We start from the raw sequence: 21,194 nt of genomic DNA, 5'->3' as shown, positions 1-21,194 counted from the left end.
GGTGTAGTGGTCAACCTCGCGACGAGCCTGCAAAGAAACACCGGCGCGGCTCTGAATTTCCCCGCAAGCACAGCCGCTCAGCGCTGAAGTCTAGTTCCCGCTGCGCCAAAGCTTTCTCGTTCGGTGCGGCGGGGTCTAGCGTCCTGATTGCCTCCCATTACCGAAAAAGCGCTCGCGTACCCCTTCCTCCTCATGATGATGGGTATAAGGCTTCAGCAAGTCGTAACGGGTGACCATGCCCAGTAGCAATTGCCGATCGGCGCTGACGACCGGAATGCGGTCGAGCTTTTCCACTGCGGCACGGATCGCCACGCTCTTGCAACTCTCGTCAGGAAAAGACACCACCGGATCCTTGCCGAGTACGTCGGCGAGTCGGCTGGTGCCGTCAGGTTCGGTTTGCCACAGACGAGCCAGCTCATCGCGATTGATGACGTTGAGCAGTCGGCCATTGCCATCAACAACCGGATAGGCACGGTATTTCTGATCGGCGCCGAAATATTTCTGCGCCGCTTCGCGCACGCTGATATCGCCGCGGATGGTCATGATGTCGGTGCTCATCACATCCTTCACCGCCATGTGTTCCAGCCGGTCTACCGTATATTCGCGGAAAATATCAAAGCCTCGGCGAGCGACCTTCTCGGTAAGAATGGAGCGTTTCATCAGGAACACACTGACGCCATAAGCCGTCGTGCAGGCAACTAACAGGGCCGGCAATGCACTGGCGTTGCGTGTGAGCTCCAAGGCGAACAGGATCGAAGTGAACGGCAAACGCATGACGCCGGCCAGCATGGCGCCCATGCCGAGCAGTGGCCACAGCAGTGGCTGGTTTCCTGGAAATACCAGTGACTCGAGCGCGCCAAGGCCCGCACCCAGCGCCAGAAGTGGCGCCAACACGCCACCGGATGTACCGGAGCCGAGATAGATGATCCACATCAGCGACTTGATGAGCATGAACATCAGAATCGCGTCACCGACCAACTTGCCAGTCAGCAACTGATCGATCACGTCATAGCCCACGCCCAGCGCCTGCGGCTCGAACCAGCCGCCGATGCTGACCGCGACGGCACCGATGGCGGGCCACCACATCCAGTGGATCGGCAGTTTGTTGAAGCCATCTTCAACCTTGTAGATGGCTGCGGTGAGCGCCGTCGCCAGCAGGGCGGCAAGAAATCCGCATAGCGCAGCCAAGCATAAATCCACCAGTTGCAGATGGAATTCCACTTTCAATGGAAACAGCGGGCCAGGGCCGAGCAGAAACGGTCGCAGTGCGTCAGCCACGAAACAGGCGATCGCCACCGGGATCGTGCTGCGCGGGCGCCACTCGAACAACAACAACTCCACCGCCAGCAGCGTGGCCGCGATCGGTGTGCTGAAGGTGGCGGCCATACCGGCGCACGCCCCGGCTACCAGCAGCGTGCGTCGTTCGATCGAGGTCAGGTAGAACATCTGGCCAAACAGCGAGCCGACCGCTCCGCCGGTCATGATGATCGGCCCTTCGGCACCGAACGGCCCGCCCGTGCCGATCGCAATCGCCGCTGAAAGCGGTTTCAGGATCGCCACCTTGAGCATCATCTTGCTCTTTCGAAACAGGATCGCTTCCAGCGCCTCGGGAATACCGTGACCACGAATGCGATCGGAGCCAAAGCGCGCCATCAGGCCGATGATCAGGCCACCCACGATCGGCGCGATCACGATCGCCCACGCCGAATGGCCGCGCGAAGGCGGCACGAAGTCGAACGACAACCGTTGCAGGAATGCCAGATTGGTGACGAAACCGATCATGCGGTAAAGCACGAATGCCACCAGTGCGGCGGCGATGCCGACGAACACCGCCATCAGGGATAGCTTGAGGATGCTGACACTAGGGCGGAAATCGCTCTGACTGAGCGTGTCCCGTTTCCACTTCTCGTAGATGCGCCGAATGAGGTGCGTGATGCGGGTCATGGGAATCCCCGGATGACTGCCAACCACGGTCCGATCGGTATTGCGCAATCCGTTCGGGATCAACGCATGCCTGCGCGGGCGGTGGGGCGGGCACGGCTGCGGCGCGATCAGGGTAACGCATTTCTGCCGCAGCGTTGATGCTTTTCCTACGCAGGCTCCACGCTTTTCTTCCGCTCACCTGCGGGGACAGGGGGTTGTTACGGCATGAGTGAGAAATTCGCAACGCCGACGCTTGTCTTCCTCTCCCCTCCGGGGAGAGGACCGAGGTGAGGGGCCAATCTTGCGATCAAGTTGATGCGCAGCGTGAGCGCATAAAAAAATATAACGCTGTAGTGATGAAGTTCGAGGCAAGCGCAGCCCCTCACCCCAACCCCCGGATCAAGTCCGGGGCAGGCTCTCTCCCCGAAGGGGAGAGGGAGCCAATGCGGCATGTTGGCGAGAGAGAGAACTATCGCGGCACGAAGCTCAGAAGAGAACGCACAAACAAAGCGGCATCCGCCGACAACACCATTTCGCGTGATCTCCACCAACTTCGGTCGTACCTACGTGAGTATAGGTATGTCGGACGTGCCCATCGCTGAGAGGCCCACGACACGCCCGACAGGAGTGGAGTAAGCGCGGATTGCGTGGGCTTAGGCCCCCGCGCAACCCGCTGGCCACAACCAACTACGCTCGATCAAGGACTAGTCAATTATGGTTACGCTCGATCTTAAAGCACCCGCACACCCACGTGCCCCCGCCCTGGTGCAATCCCCTTACTCCACCGCTGCACGGACCGCGCAACGTCGAGCCCCAAGTGGGTAATCGTCCAGCCGGAATCAGCTGATTCCGACAACACGAGCAGGTTTTTCCTGCAGACCCTTCGCCCGCGCGCTATGCGCGGGCGACCTAACCGCGTGCGGAGAACACCCATGGAACGCAGCTACATCGACCCCTTCGGGTTGAAGCACTACCTATTGTCTGAAGACGACTACATCGAACTGAAAAACCTTCAACACCTGCTGTTGATCATGGCGAACATCGCCTGCAAGGATGGGCCGCACGAAGGCGACGCCGACATGATTCCCCGCTCGGAAATGAAGCTCACCCTTGAGCTGATCAGCAAACTGATTGGCGAGGCGCTGGAGCAATTGGAGCAGGGCAACCACATCGAACATCGAGACAGGATATGGCATTGATCAAGCGCTGATCCGCCGCGTCATCCACATCCTGGAGTGACCCATGAGCAAACCACGTGACGTGGCCAAGCCGACGCACGGCTATCTGCTGCGCGAAGAAAACGTCGAAAAGCTGGAACAGATCCGCAACCAACTCTTCCTGATGGCGCGCGTGACCTATGCCGCCACGCAGGCCGAAGAACACGAACCGCTGGAAATTCACCGAACCATGCTGGGTCAGTGCTTCGAGAACTTCGGCCTGTAACTCGATGAGCTGCTATCGACCATGGAGTGGGCCAGTCAGCGAATGTCTCACCGCCGCTAGATAAAGTTGACGATACGCTTCGACCAGTTGGCCGAGACCGAACGCGCGATTTCTTCCGCTAGGGTTGGGCAGGATCCAGACGGCAGCGCCTTCCATGCGGGTTGCCTGCAATCCCCAGTCGACCTCGCGTTGGCCAGAAAGCCCGCAATACGCTGCCTTGCCGAGAAAGGCGACAAAGCGTGGCGCATGGCGTGCGATCTTCTGCCTGAATTCGGTAGCGGCAGCAATGAATTCTTCGGGTGAAAGCTGATCGGCGCTCGCTGTTGGCCGCTTCACCACGGAGGTCACGCCGCATCCGTATCGGAGCAGGGCGTGGTCCTCCTGTGGTGAAATTTCCTCGGGCGTAAAACCAGCGAGATGGATGACGCGCCAGAAGCGATTGCTTCTTCCAGCGAAATGATGTCCGGTTGTGGCCGCGGTCATGCCGGGGTTGATTCCGCAGAACAGCACATCAAGACGTCCGGCAATGATGTCGGGGAGTCCATCTGTCACGACAGTTCACCCGCAAATCACGTTCACTACTTTCTGCGCGAGTTTTCTCAGCTCGTTTTGCGAGCTGCCGGAGCGAGCGCGGACGGCCAGAGTGTGCATCGTTGCCGTGGTGAGCAGGGCCAGCGCCCTGGGGTCGGCATCGGGTTTCAATTCGCCGGCTGCAATCGCCAGTTTGAAGCGCGCTTCGAAATCGGTATCGAGCTTCTCAAAGCCCTTCGCGACGATGTTCCTGACCTCGACATCGCCCGGCGCCTCGGTAATCGCCGTGCCGACCACGAAACATCCAAGCCCTTGCTCTTCGCCGGCGAAATAGATGGATAGCGTGGTGTCGTAGACCTTCATCAGGGTCTCGGCCAGGGTCCCGCCAGCCTCCAGCGCTCTGCGCATCGCCCCGAATTTGTATTCCCAGTAGGCGCTTAGCGCCTTGACGTAGATCTGGTGCTTGTCGCCGAACGCGGCGCTGAGGCTGGGGCGGTTCATGCCTGTCGCGGCAGTTATGTCGTCGAGCGACGTGCCGGCGTAACCGGTCTTCCAAAAGGCCTCCGCAGCGCGCCGTAGAGCCGTTTCCGGGTCGTAGGCGCGGGGCCGCCCGCGGGGCCTTTTCGGGGTTCCATCTTTTTTTGTACCAATTTGCATAAAAATGCTTGACCTCGTATGAGCGGCGAGATTATTATTCGAACAGGTACAAAATTCAACCTTTGGAATCTGAGCGTGAAGCTGGTCGGGGGAAAAGGCAAAGCCGACGGTCACCGCTTGATTCCTGCACTCATTGAGGAATCTGTCATGCAAAAGCAGTCTGAAGAAATAGTTGAAAGGGCGGCCGCACCCGCCAAGCCGCCCCGCAGCCTCAAGGCGAAGCTGCGCGTTCCCCTGATGGCGGGTGTGCCGCTGGTGCTGGCGATCGGCGGCGCCGCCGAATACCTGGCTCGCGCCCATGAAGTGATGACCGACGACGCCTTCGTGCAGGCCGCGAAGGTTTCCATCAATGCCCGGGTCCCCGGCCAGGTGGTGCAGATCGCGGTGCGCGACAACCAGAAGGTGCGCGCGGGCCAACTGCTGTTCCAGGTCGATCCCGAGCCCTACCGCATTGCGGTGGAGCAGGATGAGGCCAAGCTCAACAGTGCGCGTCTGCAGGTCGAAGCGCTCAAGGCGACGTATCACAGCCAATTGGCCGATGTTGACGCCGCCAAGGCGACGGCTGACTTCGACCAGCGTGAATACGCGCGCAAGAAAGCGCTGCTCGCCACCGATTTCACCTCGCGTTCCGCGTTTGAGCAGTCGGAGTCCGATCTCACCGTCGCACAACAACACATTGCGTCGGCGCAGCAGGATGTTGCCAACACCGTCGCCGAATTGGACGGCAATCCGGATATCCCGGTCGATCAACACCCGATGGTGCGTGAGGCGAAGGCGCAACTGGATCGCGCCCGGCTCGATCTTTCCTACACGACGGTGGTGGCGCCGGACGATGGCGTCGTCACCCGGGTCGACGATCTGCAGGTGGGCGATTACGTCAATAGCGGCGCCACCGAGTTCTCGATGATGTCCAGCCGCCGCATCTGGGTCGAGGCCAATTTCCGCGAAACCGGCATGACGTATATGCGTCCGGGCCAGTCGGCGATCATCGATGTCGATACCTATCCTGGGCATCCGTTCAAAGCACACGTGGTCAGCATCGCTCCCGGCACGGGCTCGGAATTCGCGGTGTTGCCGCCGGAAAATGCCACCGGCAACTGGGTGAAGGTGGTGCAGCGTTTGCCGGTGCGCCTGGAGTTCGACCAACTCGATCCGCAGCGTCCGCTGTATTCGGGCATGAGCGTCACCGCACACGTCGATACCCGGCAGCACGCGTACGTGGCAAGTGCTGGCACCGGGGCACTGCAATGAACGCTGCCCTTGACCCTGCCGCCGAGGCGACGTCTCGCCGGCTGCTGGTGATGGCCGCGCTGCTTGCGACCTTCATGCAGGCGATGAACATCTCGATCCCGAATGCGGCGCTGCTGTACATCCAGGGTTCGCTCTCGATGGCCGACGACGAGATCGGTTGGGTGTTCACCGCCTACATCGCCGCCGCCACCATCGTCATGCCAATGACCGCGTGGCTGGCGGGGAAATTCGGAAGGAAGACGGTCTTCCAGGTATCGATCAGCATTTTCATCCTTGCACTGTTCCTCGACACGCTGGCAACGACACCGCTGCAATTTGTGGCAGCCCGCATCCTCCAGGGCGCGGCGAGCGGCACGCTTGCTCCGATATCGATGGCGATCCTGCTTGAAGTCACCCCGCCGCAGCGGCAGCCGCGCATGGGTCTGGTGTGGACCGTGGCGTCGCTGTCCGGGATGCTCAGCGGCCCGAGCATCGGCGGCTGGCTCAGCGAATTCATCAGCTGGCAATCGATCTTCTATTTCAGTGTTCCGCTGGCCACGTTTGTCGCGTTGACGATGGGCCTGTACCTGACCGAGAAGAAGGCCGAGAAGACCCCGTCTTTCGATTTCTTTGGACTGGCCGCTTTCACGATGGGCATTGCGGGGCTGCAGATGCTGTTCGATCGCGGTGAACGCATGGACTGGTTTGACTCGAGAGAGATCTGGGTGGACGCCATCGCCTCCGCGCTCGGCTTCTATCTGTTCATCGTGCACATGCTGACCAAGGACCAGCACTTCCTGGACAAGGCTTTGTTCAAGGATCGCAACTTCGTTGTCTCGACCCTGATGTACTTTGCGATCGGCTTCATCCTGCTGCCGACCCTGGCGTTGACTTCGCCGATGCTTGAGGAACTGCTCGGTTACCCGGCGCACACCACCGGAAACATCACCATTCCGCGCGGCATGGCCCTGGTCTGCGGCTTGCTGCTGACCGCGCGTCCGTCGCCGCGCATCGACAACCGGCTGTTCCTGCTCGGTGGCCTGAGCCTGGTGATCTACGGCACCTGGAAGATGGTTCGCTACTCGCCGCTGATGTATTGGGACGCGGTGGTGTGGGCGGGGATCGTGCAGGGCTTCGGCCTGGGCATTGTGATGGCCGCCCTTTCCCGTACTGCCTTCAGCACGCTGGACCCGAAACTTCGCCCGGAAGGCAACGCCTTCTTCAACATGGCGCGGTTGTATGGCAGCACGCTCGGCATTGCGATCGTGCAGATCTTCTTCTTCAACAACACCCAGAGCATGCACCTGGCGCTCGCCAAGGACCTGCGGCCCTACGTCCTCGGCAGCAGTGTTTTCTCGGTGCAGGGACTCGCTTCGCTGAACGATGAGGTCACGGGTCAGGCGGCGATTGTCGGCATCTTCGACCAATTCAAGATTTTGCTGGTGACCGCACTGGTCGCCAGTCCCCTGGTTCTCTTCCTTCGTAAGCCGCGTGCCGGCAACTGATATTCCTGGAGTCCTGTCATGAAACTGATCACATCGATTTCGTTGAAGCGGTCTTCACGCACGCTGGTACTTACCTCCACCATGGCCATGCTGCTGTCCGCGTGCATGGTGGGGCCCAATTTCCAAAAGCCGGCTGCGCCGACCACGCAACACTACGACGCCCAGGCCGAGCAGAAACTCGGCGGTGACGACAAGACAGTCCAGACTCAGCACATCGACCTCGGCAAGAGCATTGAAGGCAATTGGTGGACGTCGCTCGGCTCCACCAAGCTCGATGCGGTGATGAACAAGGCCGTCACCGGCAATTTCGATCTGGAAGCGGCCGATGCAACCATCGCGCAGGCGAACGACGCCGTTGCGTCGGCCGCTGGCAGGCTGCGTCCGCAGGTGGGATTTGGTGCGTCAGGCGGCCGTGGGCGGGAGAACTCCGGCGGCGTAACCGCCACGTCCAACTTCTACTCGGTCGGGCCGCAAGTGAGCTACGACTTCGACATCTTCGGCGGTAACAAGCGGCTGGTCGAGGAACGCAAAGCACAAGCCGAATTTCAGAAGCATAAGTTTGACGCGGCCTATCTGACCGTCACCGGCGACGTCGCCAGCGAGGCGATCCAGCTCGCATCCGCCCGTGCGCAGATCACTGCGGTGCAGGTGCTGATCGCGGACGATCAGAAGAACCTCGAACTCGTTCAGGGCGCACATGAGCACGGCAGCGCGACGCAGCTCGATGTCGCGCTGGCTAACACCCAGCTCGCCCAGGACCAGACCCTGCTGCCCCCGCTCACCCAGCAGCGTGACGTCGCAAAGCATGCACTGTCGATCCTGGTGGGCAAGAGCCCGGGTGAATGGACGGCGCCGGATTTTGATCTGAGCGATTTCACGCTGCCGCAAGATATCCCCGTCAGCCTGCCGTCCGAACTTGCGCGCAATCGCCCGGACATTCTCGAAGCGGAAGCCGAGCTCCATGCACAGAGTGCGGCGATCGGCGTGGCAACCGCGGATATGTACCCGCACCTCACGCTCTCCGCTTCGCTCGCCACGGCGGGCCCTGGCATCGGAACGCTGTGGGGTATTGCAGGTGGCCTGGCCGGACCGCTTTACGCCGGCGGAACGCTCAAGGCGAACCGTCAAGCCTCGGTCGACGACTACAAGGCGACCTACGCCAACTACCAGCAGACCGTTATCAAATCGTTGGGCCAGGTGGCCGACGTGCTGCAGGGCGTCAACCACGACGCAGAAGAATATGCCGCGCAGGAACAGGCGTTGAGCGCCGCCCAGACCAGCCTTCAGTTGAACCAGCAGGGCTATCAGGTGGGTGAAACCAGTGTGCTGCAGGTGCTGGACGCCCAGCGCAGCTACCAGCGCGCACTGATCGGCGAGATTCAAGCTAAGACCGCGCGTTACCTCGACAACGTGCAACTTTCGGTGGCCCTCGGCGGCAATGCCAACGGTGCTTCCGAGCAGCGTGTGGCGTACAACGGGAAGTTGTGATTACCGAATTGAATACAAGATCCCAAATAGAGAATACGAACATGCATACGACTGAAGATTTTCGCCAGAAAAGAATTCCCCTCGCTCACGGCAGCGGCGCCATCCCCGTCATGGGATTCGGCTCGCTGATTCCCGATCGCGCCAAGGTCAAGCCGGCCATCAAGGAGGCATTGGAAGCGGGCTTCCGGCACATCGACGGCGCAGAGCTTTATCGCACCGAAGACCTGGTGGGCGAGGCGCTGAAGGAGTCGTTCGAGGCAGGCACGGTGACGCGCGATGACGTGTTCATCACCACCAAGCTATGGAACAACAATCACCGCCCCGAGCGCGTCAAGCCCGCCCTGGAAGCAAGCCTGGATCGCCTGCAGCTCGATTACCTCGACTTGTATCTGATCCATACGCCGTATGCGTTCCAAGCCGGCGACGAACAGTATCCGATGAACGATCAGGGCACGCCGATCTACGACACAGAGATAACCCTGGTCGAAACATGGCGGGCGATGGAACAGCTGGTGGATGAGGGCCGGGTCAAGGCCATCGGGCTTTCCGATATCACGTTGGACAAGTTAAAGGAGCTGGTTGCGGTGGCGCGCATCAAGCCCGCCGTGGTGCAGGTCGAGTGCCATCCGTATCTGCCCGAATGGGAGCTGCTGGAGTTCTGTGAGCAACACGGCATCGTGTTTCAGGCATTCGCCCCGCTGGGCCATGGCATGGACCCGAAAATAACCGACGATCCGGTGATCACGCGCATCGCCGAGCATGTCGGCAGGACACCGGCGCAAGTCGCGTTGGCGTGGGCTGCATCGCGCGGTACGGCCTTCCTCACCACGTCGACCAACCCGGCGCACATCAGGGAAAACTTTGATGTTTCCTCGCTGCCGCAGGTCGCCATGCAGGACATAAGGGAGCGCATTACCACGGAAGTCAGGCTCAATGCGGTGGTGGATACCGGGGTGCCTGGGTTTGTGCCGCGGCGGTAGGAGCGAAGAGCTAAGAGAGAGGAGTGAGGAGTGAGGGGCTGTTGCAGTGTATGGAATCAAATTCGCCGGGCTGTTGTGAAGCATCTCGCGGGAATGACGGCAACGCAAGATTTTTTTGCGATGCACACTCTTTCGTTTGAATAGCAGAAATTGGAGATGCCGAACGCATGGATCGCTTTGGTTTTGTAAATAGTCAATCCGCAGTTGACGGTTTTTGGTACGAGTTCGTCCGATATATGTGTAATGGAAAATACATTTTTATTTTCTCGTCGCTGGGTGATGGAATATCGAAGCGCGAATAAAGAAAGTCTCGCGCTGACGCGGCGCCACTAAATGCTCATCAGCGTGATGTAACTGGAGATAGCTCAATGAAAGCAAGCTTGAAAGCGCGCCCTGGAAAGGGCGTGACGGCGATTTTTTACGCCATATTTCTGATGCCGCTGGCTCTTTTGGTGGCCGGGTGCAGTGGAACGTTGCGAACGCAATGGGCTGCTGCTGATGATACTTACTTTCGCTGGAAACCCATGATGAACACGATGCCGGTGGAAGTGCATGGCGACACTCGGCAGCTAAGTTCTGATGAGTTGGCGAAGCAGATCCCTTATGGAACAACGCAGCAACAATACGCCTTGCTCAACAAAGGCCAGTCACAACTAGCGGCTGCTCCGCGCGTCGTTCTTTATGTTGACCCGGAACAGAATCCGGGCGGCGCGGCGTATTGTGATACGTCGTCAGCCGTGCGGTCCTATAGCACAAAGGATGGTGACACCCACCTGGTTGCCGCGCTCTGCGATGGCCCGCGACTGGTCGATGTAACAGCCCGAAACGTTCGTATCCAAAACGAGGGCATGGCGTCCGTCGCGGCGTCGATGAAGCAACGCCTTCTCTATGGACTGAAGCCGGACTCTACGGTCTTTCCCATCTGATGCTGAGACGGCTGAAGATCTTGGAGTTTTATTCACGCCGACGTTCAACATGTCTTATTCAAAGAATGGCAATTCGCAACTCTATGGTTGTGCGAAGGAGTGATTTATATGACAGCTAAAAAACTGCCGGTATTGGCACCTGGCGTATTGGATGCGCTTCTGGACCGGTTTAATCGCGTGCGCGCACTCACGGATGGGTTGTGCGCATCACTTTCCGATGCCGAAGCGACCGTGCAGTCGATGCCGGACGCGTCGCCGGCGAAATGGCATCTCGCGCATAGCACGTGGTTCTTTGAAACCTTCGTGCTGCGCGATCACGTAAGCGGATATAAGCCGTTTGATGCCAGTTACGCCTATCTTTTCAATAGTTATTATGAAGCGGAAGGCGAGCGTCTTGCTCGCGCATCCCGTGGACTGCTCATTCGCCCCTCGCTCGAGAACGTCTACGCGTACCGCCAGTACGTCGACGCACATATACGCGATGCGTGGGGAAGTTTGCCCCAGCGCGCACGCGAGCTCATTGAGCTCGGTTGCCATCACGAGGAGCAGCACCAGGAACTGATCCTGATGGATCTGCAGCATCTTACCTACAGCAGTCCGCTTCAGGCTCCACTTTTTGTGCGGACCCCAACGCAGCCGGTGGTGGTGCCTTCACCGCTGCGTTGGGTGGTGGGCCGTGAAGGCCCGGCCGAGATGGGCGATGATGCGAAAGGATTCGCCTTTGACAGCGAGCGCCCTCGCCATACGACCTGGCTTTCGCCGCATGCGCTGGCCGATCGATTGGTCACCAATCGCGAATGGCGCCAATTCATCGAAGACGGCGGTTATCAGCAGTCAAAGTATTGGTTGTCCGACGGCTGGGCGTGGGTTCGCTCACAGCAGATCGAAGCGCCGCTGTATTGGCGCCGAGACGAGGAAGACCGTTGGGTGCAGCGCTTCGGTCTGGACGGCTGGGCCGACCTGGTGCTCGATGCGCCGGTGACCAACGTGAGTTATTACGAGGCCGACGCGTATGCGCGCTGGGCCGGTGCGCGCCTGCCTACCGAGGCCGAATGGGAAAGCGCTGCGCAACATCACAACGCCCAGGCCGGAGTGTTTTTGGATAAAGCCGGCGCCGTTCATCCCATGCCTGATCATGGCGGGCAGGGCATTCGCCAGCTGTTTGGTGACGTGTGGGAATGGACCGCATCGGCGTTTTCGCCATATCCGGGTTTTCAGCCGGCGACCGGCGCCGTAGGCGAATACAACGGCAAGTTCATGTCCGGGCAATTTGTACTCAAGGGTGGCAGCTTTGCGACACCACGCGGACATGTGCGCGCCAGCTACCGCAATTTTTTCTATCCGCAGCAACGCTGGCAGTTTGCCGGGGTGCGATTGGCGAGGAGCCAGTAATGAATTTCATGTCAGATATGGACCTGGTGGAGCCGACGTTGGGGGACCTGGCGTTCCGCAAGGACGTCCTGAGCGGTCTCTCGCAACTTCAGCCGGCGATTCCGCCGCGCTGGTTCTACGATCATCGTGGCTCTGAATTGTTTGAAGACATCACGCGCCTGCCTGAGTACTACCCCACGCGCGCAGAGCGGGAAATCCTGCATACGCATGGCCACGACATGGCGCGCCTGATAGGTCCCGGGCGCACGGTGGTGGAATACGGCTCGGGTTCCTCGGCGAAAACGCCGCTGCTGTTATCGGCGGTGGAGCCGTGTGCCTATGTGCCCATCGACATTTCCGGAGAGTTCCTGATGGAATCCGCCGGTGCGCTGAGGGAGCAATTTCCAGGCTTGCCGATTCACCCCGTGCAGGCGGATTTCTCCTCGCAGGTTTCGCTGCCCGCATCGATGCAGCCGCCTTACCTTGGCTTTTTCCCCGGCTCGACCATCGGCAATCTGCTCGTGACCGAAGCGGTGGACCTGCTGCGTCGCATGGCCAAAACCTTGGGCCCGGACGCCATGCTGTTGATCGGCATCGATCGAGTCAAGGACGAACGTATCTTGTTGCCCGCCTATGACGATGCGCAAGGGGTCACCGCACAGTTCAATTTGAATCTGCTTGAACGCATCAACCGCGATCTTGATGGCACCATTCCGCTGAACGCCTTTCGCCACCGGGCCCGCTGGAACACGAAGCAATCACGCGTGGAGATGCACCTGGAGGCTATGCGCGATGTGTCCTTCAAGGTGGATGGCTATGCTTTCAAGATGCAAGCCAGGCAGACCATCCACACTGAAAACAGCCACAAATACGACCCGCGCGGTGCTGCCGTGCTGCTGAGTGCGGGTGGATGGTTGCCGATGCACGAATGGACCGACGCGTCCGGCCTTTTCTCGGTGTTTCTCGCGCGTGCCGTGAGCAATTAGGCGTGCTGTAGTTTTCGATGGTGGCGATTTGGCCGAGCCAGTAACTCGTCGGAGCTTCGCGAATAGGCAGGGCCCATTGGAGAACCGTGTGGCTAGAAAAGAAGTGACATCCATCAAATGGCCCGGCAGGCCCTTGTCGCGCGCGTTCTTTGCTCGTGCGGCGACCGTGGTCGCGCAGCAACTCCTCAACAAGATCCTGGTGAGCGCAGATGGCCGGGCGGGCCGCATCGTGGAAGTGGAGGCCTATTTAGGCGCCGTCGACCCGGCTTCACATACGTTCCGCGGAAGGACGCTGAGCAACGCCGTGATGTTTGGCCCCCCGGGGCACATGTATGTCCGTTTCACCTACGGCATGCACTGGTGCTGCAACTGTGTGAGCGGCCCGGTGGGTGGTGGTTGCGGTGTGCTCATTCGAGCCCTGGAGCCTCTGCACGGACTGGAGCAAATGCGTGCAGTGCGGCCGCGAATAACCCGTGATCGTGATTTATGCCGCGGGCCAGCGCGCCTGACGGAGGCGATGGGTATCAGCGGAATCCAGAATGGCATTGATCTGGTGGGCGCCAGCGAAGGCTTCACCATTGTCGACGATGGCATGGCGCCGCCCAGGAATCCGGTGGGCGGGCCGCGTATCGGCATCAGCCAGGGCAAGGATCTCCCTTTGCGCTGGAGCGTGCCGGGCAACCGTCACGTATCGGGTACGGCGTCGCAGCAACACTGATTATGGGACGCGCTCGGCAGTGTTGCCTTGCTCGACCCATTGGGCGCGCCAGGCGGGCGCTTCAAACGGATCGGCGAAGTATTGCGTTTCGTGCGCCACCTTTCCGTCGCGAAACTCCATGATGCTCACGGTGTACGCGCGCTTGCCCTCGTAGGTGATCACATACTCGGTCACCCACAGGTTGCCTTCTCCGGCAATGCGCCGCACCGTGAACCCTGACGGTTTACCGGGGTGATGGCTGCGGAGCGCCTGCAGGTTGCGCCGGCCGTGGATGATCTCGCCGGACTGCGGGTACTCGCACACCGCATCGTCGTGATAGATCGCATGCTCCTCAACTTGATCGCCCGCAGCGGATGCGGCCCAATGTTGATCGATGGCCTTGCGGATGTCGTGCATTGCCATTCTCGGCCTCCATCTAACCCTGCGTGTTCGCGATAAGCACTCAACACCTGAGTTCGGCGGAGCGCGCGACAGACGCGTCCGCCGGTGGACGAGTCGTTAGCTTGCGCTCGGCCAGGCGGGCGTACAAGTGTTGAGGGAGCAATAGCTGGCGTGCTTGCCCGTTTGCTCGGAACAAGACCTCCTAAACGGCAAATGTACTAATCCTTAGCATTTTCACTCGCGGTGCTTGGGTAATTAGCAGATATGGCTCAGGCTCCGGTCTGACTTTGGTCCCTGGAATATAACGATGCGGGGGCGACGTGCACGACGATCAGGGCCCGAACGGTCGCTCGTTCAAAGTAGTCATCATCGGTGCCGGCTTCGGCGTTCTTGCCGCCGCCATTCGCCTGAAAGATCAAGGGGAACATGATTTTGTCGTGCTGGAACGTGCCGGCGATGTCGGGGGTGTCTGGCGCGACAACCGATATCCCGGATGCGCATGTGATGTGCAGTCACATTTGTACTCTTACTCCTTTGCACCCAACTCAAGCTGGAGTTATCAGTTTTCGCCGCAGCCGGAAATATTGGATTATCTGCGGCATTGCGCACGGAACTTCCAGGTATCCGAACATATTCGTTTCAACACGACGGTTCGCAGCCTGCACTGGAGCGAGGCCTGCGGCGAGTGGGTCATCGGCACCCCGAACGGGGAATACCGTGGCCGCTATGTTTTTGCCGGCATGGGTGCGCTCAGCGATCCGAGCATTCCTGCACTGAAGGGGCTGAACGACTTCAAGGGCCTGGTATTCCATTCGGCCCAATGGCCGCGCGATTTGAATCTGGCAGGCAAGGCGGTGTGCGTGGTGGGTACGGGCGCGTCGGCGATCCAGTTCATTCCGCGGATCCAGCCGGCCGTCTCGCGCTTGTATCTGTTTCAGCGCACCGCGCCGTGGATCGTGCCGCGCGGTGACTTTGCCATCACAAAGCGGGCCATGGAACGCTTTCATCGGCGTCCATGGCTGCAACGTTGGGTGCGCTTGTGCATCTATGTGCAGCGTGAATTGTTGGCCTTCGGATTTCGAAATCCGCTCGTGATGCGCGTGGTCCAGATGCAAGCCATCAGGCACATGCGCGCAAGCATCAAGGATCCCGCGTTACGCCAGAAACTTACCCCGGAATACACGATGGGCTGCAAGCGCATCCTTGTGTCAGACGACTATTACCCGGCGCTGGCGCAGAGCAATGTGGATGTGGTGCCTTCGGGACTGGAGCGCATTACCGAGCACGGCGTGGTCGGCAGTGACGGGGTCGAACGCCGGGTCGATGTGATCGTCTTCGGCACGGGTTTTCAGGTACAGGACCTGCCGTACTCCATTACATCTACGGCCGCAGCGGCGAGTCGCTGGCCGATGTCTGGCAGGGGAGTCCGCGCTGCCTTGCCGGCACGATGGTCAGCGGCTTCCCCAATCTGTTCCTGCTGCACGGCCCGAACACCGTGCTCGGGCATACATCCATGATCTACATGCTGGAGACGCAGGTAGAGCAGGGGCTTCGACTCATCCGGCGTGCGGAGCAGTTGCATGCGCTCACCGTCGAGGCACGAGCCGAAGCACAACAGCGCGACGTGGCATGGATAGACCGGAAACTGCTGGGCACTGTCTGGGTAAGCGTCGGCTGCAAAAGCTGGTACATGGACAGGACCGGACGCAATGCGTCGATCTGGCCCAGCTACACGTTTGTCTACCGGGCGCGGGCGCTCAGCATCCGGCGCGGCGATTACGAGTTTCGTGAGCCGTCGCGATAGTTGGCAGGGCCGCGTTGGTGATCAGCAGATCGTCGGTTTCACCCGGTGGCTACCCGGCTTGCGGAACTTATGTTTGTACAGTCAGCCTGAGAGTTTCTCGATGATTTCCTGCGTAGAGAGAATGGCATTCGCATAGGCGGGCATATTGAACGTGAGCGACGCCTCCATCTCCGCATGCCCGAAGCTGCCGATGGCGTCCTTGATGATCGTCACCTCGTATCCCGATTCAGCCGCATAGCGTAGTGTGGATTCGATGCACGTGTTGGCGCGCATGCCAATGATGATGATTTTGCGCAATCCATGTTTCTTCAATTGAAGGTCAAGGTCGGTGTTGGCAAACCCGCTTGACATCCAATGCTCGTGTGCCACCACGTCGCCGGGCTTCGGCTCGAAATCCGCATGAAAGCTGCCGCCCCAGGTGCCGTCAGCGAACACATGATGTTGAAAGGTGCTGGCCTGCACGGGAGGCATCGTCTTCCAATGAAGATGCGTGTCGTTTTCGCGCCATCGGTGATGCGGTACAAAGAACACCTGGATGCCGCGTGACCGCGCGGCGGCCAGCACCTGGCGCATATGCTCAACGACGTTGAGGGATTCCAGGGTCTCGCGGCTTAGCTGGTAGAGCTTCCCGCCTTCCGACAGGAAGTCGTTATAGGGATCAACGATAAGCAGGCCGGTCAATTCGGGTTCGTATGTCGTCGCTGCCATGGTCCACTCCTATTCGAGGTCTGAGCACTCTTTTCGTGGTGGGAGCCGTTTGGTCCGAAGGGAGAGGTGGGAGATTGTCGACCTGGCGCCCGCCACGCTTGCATCGCCTGCATTCTAAGGATTTGTTGCGAACGAGGAAGCACGATGCCCAAGGGCATTCCTGGGCTGCCGGAAGAGTAGTATGGAGCGGCTCGATACCAACCATATCGTGTTGCGGCGCGAGAGATCGCCGATCCGGTCGGCAGCAGCCCGATCGCCGTCTGATCGCATCGGCGATGCGTTTGGCCCCCTGTTGTTTAGCCGTCCATCGATCGGCCACCAGAAGATTCTGGCGAAGGAGCCGGAGGCACGGAAGACGTCCACTCGAACTTCAATCTGGAGACAGTGCCATGGGTGAATACCGAGAACTGACTACCGCCGAAGGAACGTTTTCCGTTTATATCGACTGGCCCGGCAAGGTGCCGTCCCCTGCGGTCGTCGTGCTGCACGAAATATTTGGGATCAATAAGGATATGCGGGAGTCTTGCCGCGAATTCGCGGAACAAGGGTTCATCGCCCTATGCCCTGATCTTTTTTGGAGGAAGGAGCGCGGGCTTGATCTCAACCATTGGTCGGAGGACGAATGGAAGAAAGGCCTGTCGCTTTACCAGAGCTACGATTTTGCGTTGGGAGTGCACGACGTCGAAGCGGTGCTGACCATGGCTCGATCGCTTCCGGAATGCAACGGCAAAGCAGGCCTGACGGGATATTGCCTGGGCGGACTCATGACCTTCCTGACCTCGGCGCGTTCTCAAGTGACCGCGGCGGCTGCGTACTATGGCGGTGGCACGCAGAACTACCTGAGCGATGCGAAAACCTTAAAGTCACCCTTCATCATGCATCTCGGTACGGAAGACGAGTACATCTCCTCCGATGATCAGGCCAAGATCAGGGACGCGCTGAAAGGTCACGATAACGCCACGATCTACTCCTACCCAGGCTGCGCCCACGCCTTCACCCGGCACACTGGAACGCGCTATGACGAAGCGGCGGCGAAGCTCGCCAACACGCGGACCTATCAGTTCTTTCACCAATTCCTGAACTGACGCGCGAGCGGGCGCTCAGCAGGCGTGAAGAATCCGGAAGCGATCCGGTTCATCCGGATCGCGATCAGCAAGCTGGGCCGGTGGCCAGGTTCATTGCCACACGCTGATGCCGGAGACGTACTCATCTGTTGATGTCTCTCTCTTTGGAATATGAATTGCGCCGCGGTTTACTGCTGCGGTGGTTTAACGTCGAGCGTAATCCGCCCCGCCGGAAGAAACGTAAGCGAGATCACCGCACCGCCTTTCACTTCCGGAAAGTGGTGGCTGCCCGGCGCGGGCGCAGTCCAGCCGCCATGGCACCAGCCGTTCGGACCCGCGAGCGCAGCGCCTTCGTTGAGCGGCACCACCAGATTGATCTCGCCATACGGGTGCAGATGATAGTTGGCGCGGAAGCTGCCTTCCGGATTGTTCTGGGTGTTGTCCGTGCTGTCCAACAGCACCGCCGTGGCGCTGAAGAAGTGCGTCTCCGCGCTGGGCGTGACGACGAGAGAGCGACGGTAACGCGGGCCGGCGACCTCGATGTCGGCCGCCCAGCCCTCCTTCACGCCGAGGGTGATCAGTCGCGCCAGGTCCTTGTAGAGCTCACTTTCCACGCCATATTTCGTATTCAGCCATTGCTCGACCTGGGTGCTCGTGGTCATGTCCTTGACCTCTTGCAGCAAGGGGATGAAACGGGCGACGAGTTCGTCTTTGCTCTGTGTGGATGGGGTCTGAAACATGTTTGACATGGCACCTGCGAGCGTCGGCAAAACCCGATGACGTGACGTGTAAAACGTTGCTCTGGGTTGAGGACGGATGGAAACGAGGGGGAAGCCTTTGCTTGGGCGCGACCGCGTGGCAATGGTTGAGGTAAGCATTTTTGCTCGCGGTAACCGTTCAATCCATAATCGATTGACCAAATTTCCTATTGCATCGTACATATTTCCCATGGACCCGCTTTCGGACGTGCTTTCCCTGCTGAAAGTCAAAAGCGTGCTTTCGGCGCGCTTCGAGGCGGCCGATCCTTGGGCACTGCGTTTTCCCGCCTATCGTCACGTCAAATTCGGCGGAGTGATCAAGGGCGATCGATGGGTATGGATTGAAGGCGTCACCGTGCCGGTGAAATTGAGCGCGGGCGACTTCTATCTCCTCACCGACGGATCGCCTTACTGTTTTGCCAGCGACCCCGGCGTGGCACTGCAAGACGGGGAGAAGGTGTTTGCCGATCACCTGGATGCGGATGGGATTATTCGCTATGGACGGGGAGAGGCACGCACGATCAGCGTCGGCGGACTCTTCGAATTCGACGGTGACATGAGCGGCTTGCTGCTCAATTTGCTTCCCTCGTTGGTGCACGTACCCGCCGCTGCTCCGCATGCCCGGCCATTGCGCGCAGCCCTCGAATTGTTCAAGGCGGAAACCGAGTCAGTGCAACCGGGGGCGACCGCGATGGCCGGCAGTATCGCGAACATGGTGCTGCTGAACATCCTGCGGGCGCATCTTGCCGCCAACCCAAGGTCAACGGGCTGGCTGGGCGCGTTGTCGGATGCAAGGATCGGCGCCGCGCTGCGGATGATGCATGAAACCATCGCACATCGCTGGAAGGTGGAGGAATTGGCGTCGAAGGTCGGCATGTCACGTACTGCGTTCATTGAGCGCTTCAAGGATCTCGTGGGCGTGCCGCCGCTGGAATATCTGATCCGCTGGCGCATGACGATGGCCAGGGATGCCTTGAAGACGGGTAACGACAATCTCGCGAACATCGCCGCCGCCATCGGCTACGCATCTGAAACCACGTTCAGTTCAACGTTCAAAAAAATGTTTGGTCAAAGCCCCAGCCAATATCGCTCGGAAGTACGCAGCAAGGTTTGAATGCCACAGGCAGTTACCGGTCCTTTCAATCATTGTTCGATCAAGGAGACGTCATGAGACGAGTTACTGGCATCGGTGGAGTGTTCTTCAAGGCGAAAGACCCCAAGGCACTGGCCGAGTGGTACCGCGTGCATCTCGGTCTGAACGTGGAAAAGTGGGGCGGCGTCGCGTTTCGATGGAACGAAGACAATGCGAACGGCACGGGGACCACGGCGTGGAATCCCTTCAAGGACGACACCACGTACTTTGCCCCGAGCACGGCAAGCTTCATGATCAACTATCGCGTTGAAGACCTGCACGCGCTGCTGGCTGCTCTCAAAGCCGAGGGCTGCAACGTCGATGACAAGGTCGATGAGTCCGAGTTCGGTAAGTTCGGCTGGGTTATTGATCCTGAAGGCAACAAGGTGGAGCTCTGGCAGCCGCCTTCGGGGCAATAAAAATGGCGGCACGATGTCGATTGTCGAAAAACACGTTCGTCGTTCTGATGCAGGACTGAAAGGTGATTACTGCTGAGGTATCTCCACGTTTTCGGGCCGTCATTCCCGCGAAAGCGGGAATGACGGCAATGAGGTTTACTTTTTTGCAATACGTATCCGGGCAGGTTCAACAACGACGCGCCAGGAGGAGCCTGACAATGAGCATCACCATTACCGCTTTTGAACACTCACCCGATGGCGGCAGGGGACTGACGCGTGACACGCGTGTTCGTTGGGCGCTTGAAGAAGTGGGCCAACCTTACGAAGTTCGCCTTCTTTCGTTCGACACGCTGAAGGAGCCCGCACATCTGGCGCTTAATCCCTTCGGCCAGATTCCAACCTATGAGGAAGACGGCCTTGCCCTGTTCGAGTCCGGTTCCATCGTGTTCCATATTGCCGAGCGCCACGCGGGCCTGCTGCCCGATGATGCCGGGGCGCGGGCGCGTGCCATCACCTGGATGTTTGCCGCGCTCAGCACGGTGGAGCCGCCGATCATTGAATTCGCCAACGCCAGGCTGCTGGAGAGCGACAAGCCCTGGTGCAAGGAGCGCGTACCGCTGGTCGCGGATCGTATTCGCTGTCGGCTGGAGCAACTTACTCGCCGCCTCGGTGATGCCGACTGGCTCGATGGTGCATTCAGCGCAGGCGATCTGATGATGGCGTCGGTACTGCTCAGGTTGAAACCGTCGGGCCTGATCAATGAATTTCCGAATCTGGCCGCGTATGTCGCACGTGCCGAAGCGCGGCCTGCCTACCAGCGCGCGTTCGACGCGCAGTTGGCGGTATTCAACAGTAGGCGACAGGCTGGCTGATTGCGTTCCGTTGTGAACGCGATGTGTATGTCGCCCGGCGACGTTACACGTACAACAAGTGTCATCAAAATCCTACATGACACTTGCAACCGCACTCGATAAAGTGGCCGGGTCATCAACGCAGTTAGCGAAACAGCCGACGCCGATGACCCAGGCAGCAATGCTTGGAGGCGCGGATCGTGAGAGTTGGCCCTCCCACGACCCGCTAAACCACAACCAACTTACTAGGAGTTGACCATGGTCTCCCAAGATCATACGGCACCGCCGTGCCCTCCGGATCGCAACGATCCAACACCGGTACCCACCTTAAACCTCGACG

Annotated in this window: 22 protein-coding genes; 16 read left to right on the top strand and 6 right to left on the bottom strand. The window is 59.6% G+C overall.

All coding sequences use genetic code 11. The annotated features are described in order from the left end of the window. Positions 1-135: 135 nt before the first annotated feature. On the bottom strand, positions 136-1,944 hold the full coding sequence (locus ISP19_RS01520; RefSeq protein WP_204678914.1) for a chloride channel protein: 1,809 nt from the start codon (positions 1,942-1,944) through the stop codon (positions 136-138). 911 nt (positions 1,945-2,855) lie between these two features. Here ISP19_RS01520 and ISP19_RS01515 point away from each other — a divergent pair. Beyond that, positions 2,856-3,122, top strand: a complete 267-nt coding sequence (locus tag ISP19_RS01515) for an XAC0095 family protein (RefSeq protein ID WP_204678912.1) — start codon at positions 2,856-2,858, stop codon at positions 3,120-3,122. 43 nt (positions 3,123-3,165) lie between these two features. Next, positions 3,166-3,366, top strand: a complete 201-nt coding sequence (locus ISP19_RS01510; RefSeq protein ID WP_204678910.1) for an XAC0095 family protein — start codon at positions 3,166-3,168, stop codon at positions 3,364-3,366. A gap of 12 nt (positions 3,367-3,378) precedes the next feature. Here the strand turns inward: ISP19_RS01510 and mug are convergent, their stop codons facing one another. Together mug and ISP19_RS01500 are read right to left on the bottom strand one after the other, a co-directional pair. Further along, positions 3,379-3,918, bottom strand: coding sequence for a G/U mismatch-specific DNA glycosylase (gene mug, locus ISP19_RS01505; protein ID WP_204678908.1), 540 nt, complete (start codon positions 3,916-3,918; stop codon positions 3,379-3,381). A gap of 6 nt (positions 3,919-3,924) precedes the next feature. Continuing rightward, on the bottom strand, positions 3,925-4,668 hold the full coding sequence (locus tag ISP19_RS01500; RefSeq protein ID WP_284385265.1) for a TetR/AcrR family transcriptional regulator: 744 nt from the start codon (positions 4,666-4,668) through the stop codon (positions 3,925-3,927). Positions 4,669-4,701: 33 nt separating this feature from the next. Between ISP19_RS01500 and ISP19_RS01495 the strand changes: the two genes are divergently transcribed. The 8 genes from ISP19_RS01495 to ISP19_RS01460 all read left to right on the top strand — a co-directional run bounded on the left by ISP19_RS01495 (position 4,702) and on the right by ISP19_RS01460 (position 13,758). Then, entirely contained in the window at positions 4,702-5,805 is a 1,104-nt protein-coding gene (locus ISP19_RS01495; RefSeq protein WP_239556366.1) for an HlyD family secretion protein, read from the top strand. Further along, entirely contained in the window at positions 5,802-7,289 is a 1,488-nt protein-coding gene (locus ISP19_RS01490) for an MDR family MFS transporter (RefSeq protein ID WP_204678906.1), read from the top strand. Before ISP19_RS01495 ends, ISP19_RS01490 begins: the two co-directional genes overlap by 4 nt. Positions 7,290-7,307: 18 nt before the next feature. After that, on the top strand, positions 7,308-8,777 hold the full coding sequence (locus ISP19_RS01485; RefSeq protein WP_204678904.1) for an efflux transporter outer membrane subunit: 1,470 nt from the start codon (positions 7,308-7,310) through the stop codon (positions 8,775-8,777). Positions 8,778-8,818: 41 nt separating this feature from the next. Further along, positions 8,819-9,757: an aldo/keto reductase gene (locus ISP19_RS01480; protein WP_204678902.1), complete on the top strand. Its 939-nt coding sequence runs from the start codon at positions 8,819-8,821 to the stop codon at positions 9,755-9,757. A gap of 368 nt (positions 9,758-10,125) precedes the next feature. Continuing rightward, positions 10,126-10,683 carry a hypothetical protein gene (locus ISP19_RS01475; RefSeq protein WP_204678900.1) on the top strand — a complete coding sequence of 186 codons (558 nt, stop codon included), beginning with the start codon at positions 10,126-10,128 and terminating at the stop codon, positions 10,681-10,683. A 108-nt stretch (positions 10,684-10,791) separates the two neighbouring features. Continuing rightward, entirely contained in the window at positions 10,792-12,075 is a 1,284-nt protein-coding gene (egtB, locus tag ISP19_RS01470; protein WP_204678898.1) for an ergothioneine biosynthesis protein EgtB, read from the top strand. Beyond that, the gene (egtD, locus tag ISP19_RS01465; RefSeq protein WP_204678896.1) at positions 12,075-13,040 is read left to right on the top strand and encodes an L-histidine N(alpha)-methyltransferase; all 966 of its coding nucleotides are present in this window, start codon (positions 12,075-12,077) and stop codon (positions 13,038-13,040) included. The genes egtB and egtD overlap by 1 nt, the downstream gene beginning before the upstream one ends. Positions 13,041-13,128: 88 nt before the next feature. Then, positions 13,129-13,758: a DNA-3-methyladenine glycosylase gene (locus ISP19_RS01460; protein WP_284385263.1), complete on the top strand. Its 630-nt coding sequence runs from the start codon at positions 13,129-13,131 to the stop codon at positions 13,756-13,758. Here ISP19_RS01460 and ISP19_RS01455 read toward each other — a convergent pair whose 3' ends face one another. Continuing rightward, positions 13,759-14,160: a nuclear transport factor 2 family protein gene (locus ISP19_RS01455; protein ID WP_204678894.1), complete on the bottom strand. Its 402-nt coding sequence runs from the start codon at positions 14,158-14,160 to the stop codon at positions 13,759-13,761. Positions 14,161-14,459: 299 nt separating this feature from the next. Here ISP19_RS01455 and ISP19_RS01450 point away from each other — a divergent pair, with 299 nt between their 5' ends. Together ISP19_RS01450 and ISP19_RS01445 are read left to right on the top strand one after the other, a co-directional pair. Next, entirely contained in the window at positions 14,460-15,656 is a 1,197-nt protein-coding gene (locus ISP19_RS01450; protein WP_204678892.1) for a flavin-containing monooxygenase, read from the top strand. Then, positions 15,653-15,943: a hypothetical protein gene (locus tag ISP19_RS01445; protein ID WP_204678883.1), complete on the top strand. Its 291-nt coding sequence runs from the start codon at positions 15,653-15,655 to the stop codon at positions 15,941-15,943. The genes ISP19_RS01450 and ISP19_RS01445 overlap by 4 nt, the downstream gene beginning before the upstream one ends. An 81-nt stretch (positions 15,944-16,024) precedes the next feature. Here ISP19_RS01445 and ISP19_RS01440 read toward each other — a convergent pair whose 3' ends face one another. After that, positions 16,025-16,624 carry a cysteine hydrolase family protein gene (locus ISP19_RS01440; RefSeq protein WP_204678881.1) on the bottom strand — a complete coding sequence of 200 codons (600 nt, stop codon included), beginning with the start codon at positions 16,622-16,624 and terminating at the stop codon, positions 16,025-16,027. 416 nt (positions 16,625-17,040) lie between these two features. On the opposite strand from ISP19_RS01440, the gene ISP19_RS01435 reads away from it, so the two are divergent. Further along, entirely contained in the window at positions 17,041-17,736 is a 696-nt protein-coding gene (locus tag ISP19_RS01435) for a dienelactone hydrolase family protein (RefSeq protein WP_204678880.1), read from the top strand. 167 nt (positions 17,737-17,903) lie between these two features. On the opposite strand, the gene ISP19_RS01430 is transcribed toward ISP19_RS01435, so the two are convergent. Then, positions 17,904-18,464 (bottom strand): 4-hydroxylaminobenzoate lyase, encoded by a 561-nt coding sequence (locus tag ISP19_RS01430; RefSeq protein ID WP_204678878.1) that lies wholly within the window; start codon positions 18,462-18,464, stop codon positions 17,904-17,906. Between the two features lie 199 nt (positions 18,465-18,663). Here ISP19_RS01430 and ISP19_RS01425 point away from each other — a divergent pair, with 199 nt between their 5' ends. The 3 genes from ISP19_RS01425 (at position 18,664) to ISP19_RS01415 (ending at position 20,875) form a co-directional block, all read left to right on the top strand. Next, complete coding sequence (locus tag ISP19_RS01425; RefSeq protein ID WP_204678876.1) at positions 18,664-19,587, top strand: AraC family transcriptional regulator; 924 nt, start codon at positions 18,664-18,666, stop codon at positions 19,585-19,587. Positions 19,588-19,640: 53 nt separating this feature from the next. Beyond that, entirely contained in the window at positions 19,641-20,024 is a 384-nt protein-coding gene (locus ISP19_RS01420) for a VOC family protein (RefSeq protein WP_204678874.1), read from the top strand. A gap of 197 nt (positions 20,025-20,221) precedes the next feature. Next, positions 20,222-20,875 (top strand): glutathione S-transferase family protein, encoded by a 654-nt coding sequence (locus ISP19_RS01415; RefSeq protein WP_204678872.1) that lies wholly within the window; start codon positions 20,222-20,224, stop codon positions 20,873-20,875. Positions 20,876-21,194 lie beyond the last annotated feature (319 nt).

The organism is Dyella flava (assembly GCF_016904955.1).
Taxonomy (GTDB): Bacteria; Pseudomonadota; Gammaproteobacteria; order Xanthomonadales; family Rhodanobacteraceae; genus Dyella_B; species Dyella_B flava.
Note: the sequence above shows the minus strand (reverse complement) of the source record. Positions and strands in the feature narration are given on the sequence as shown.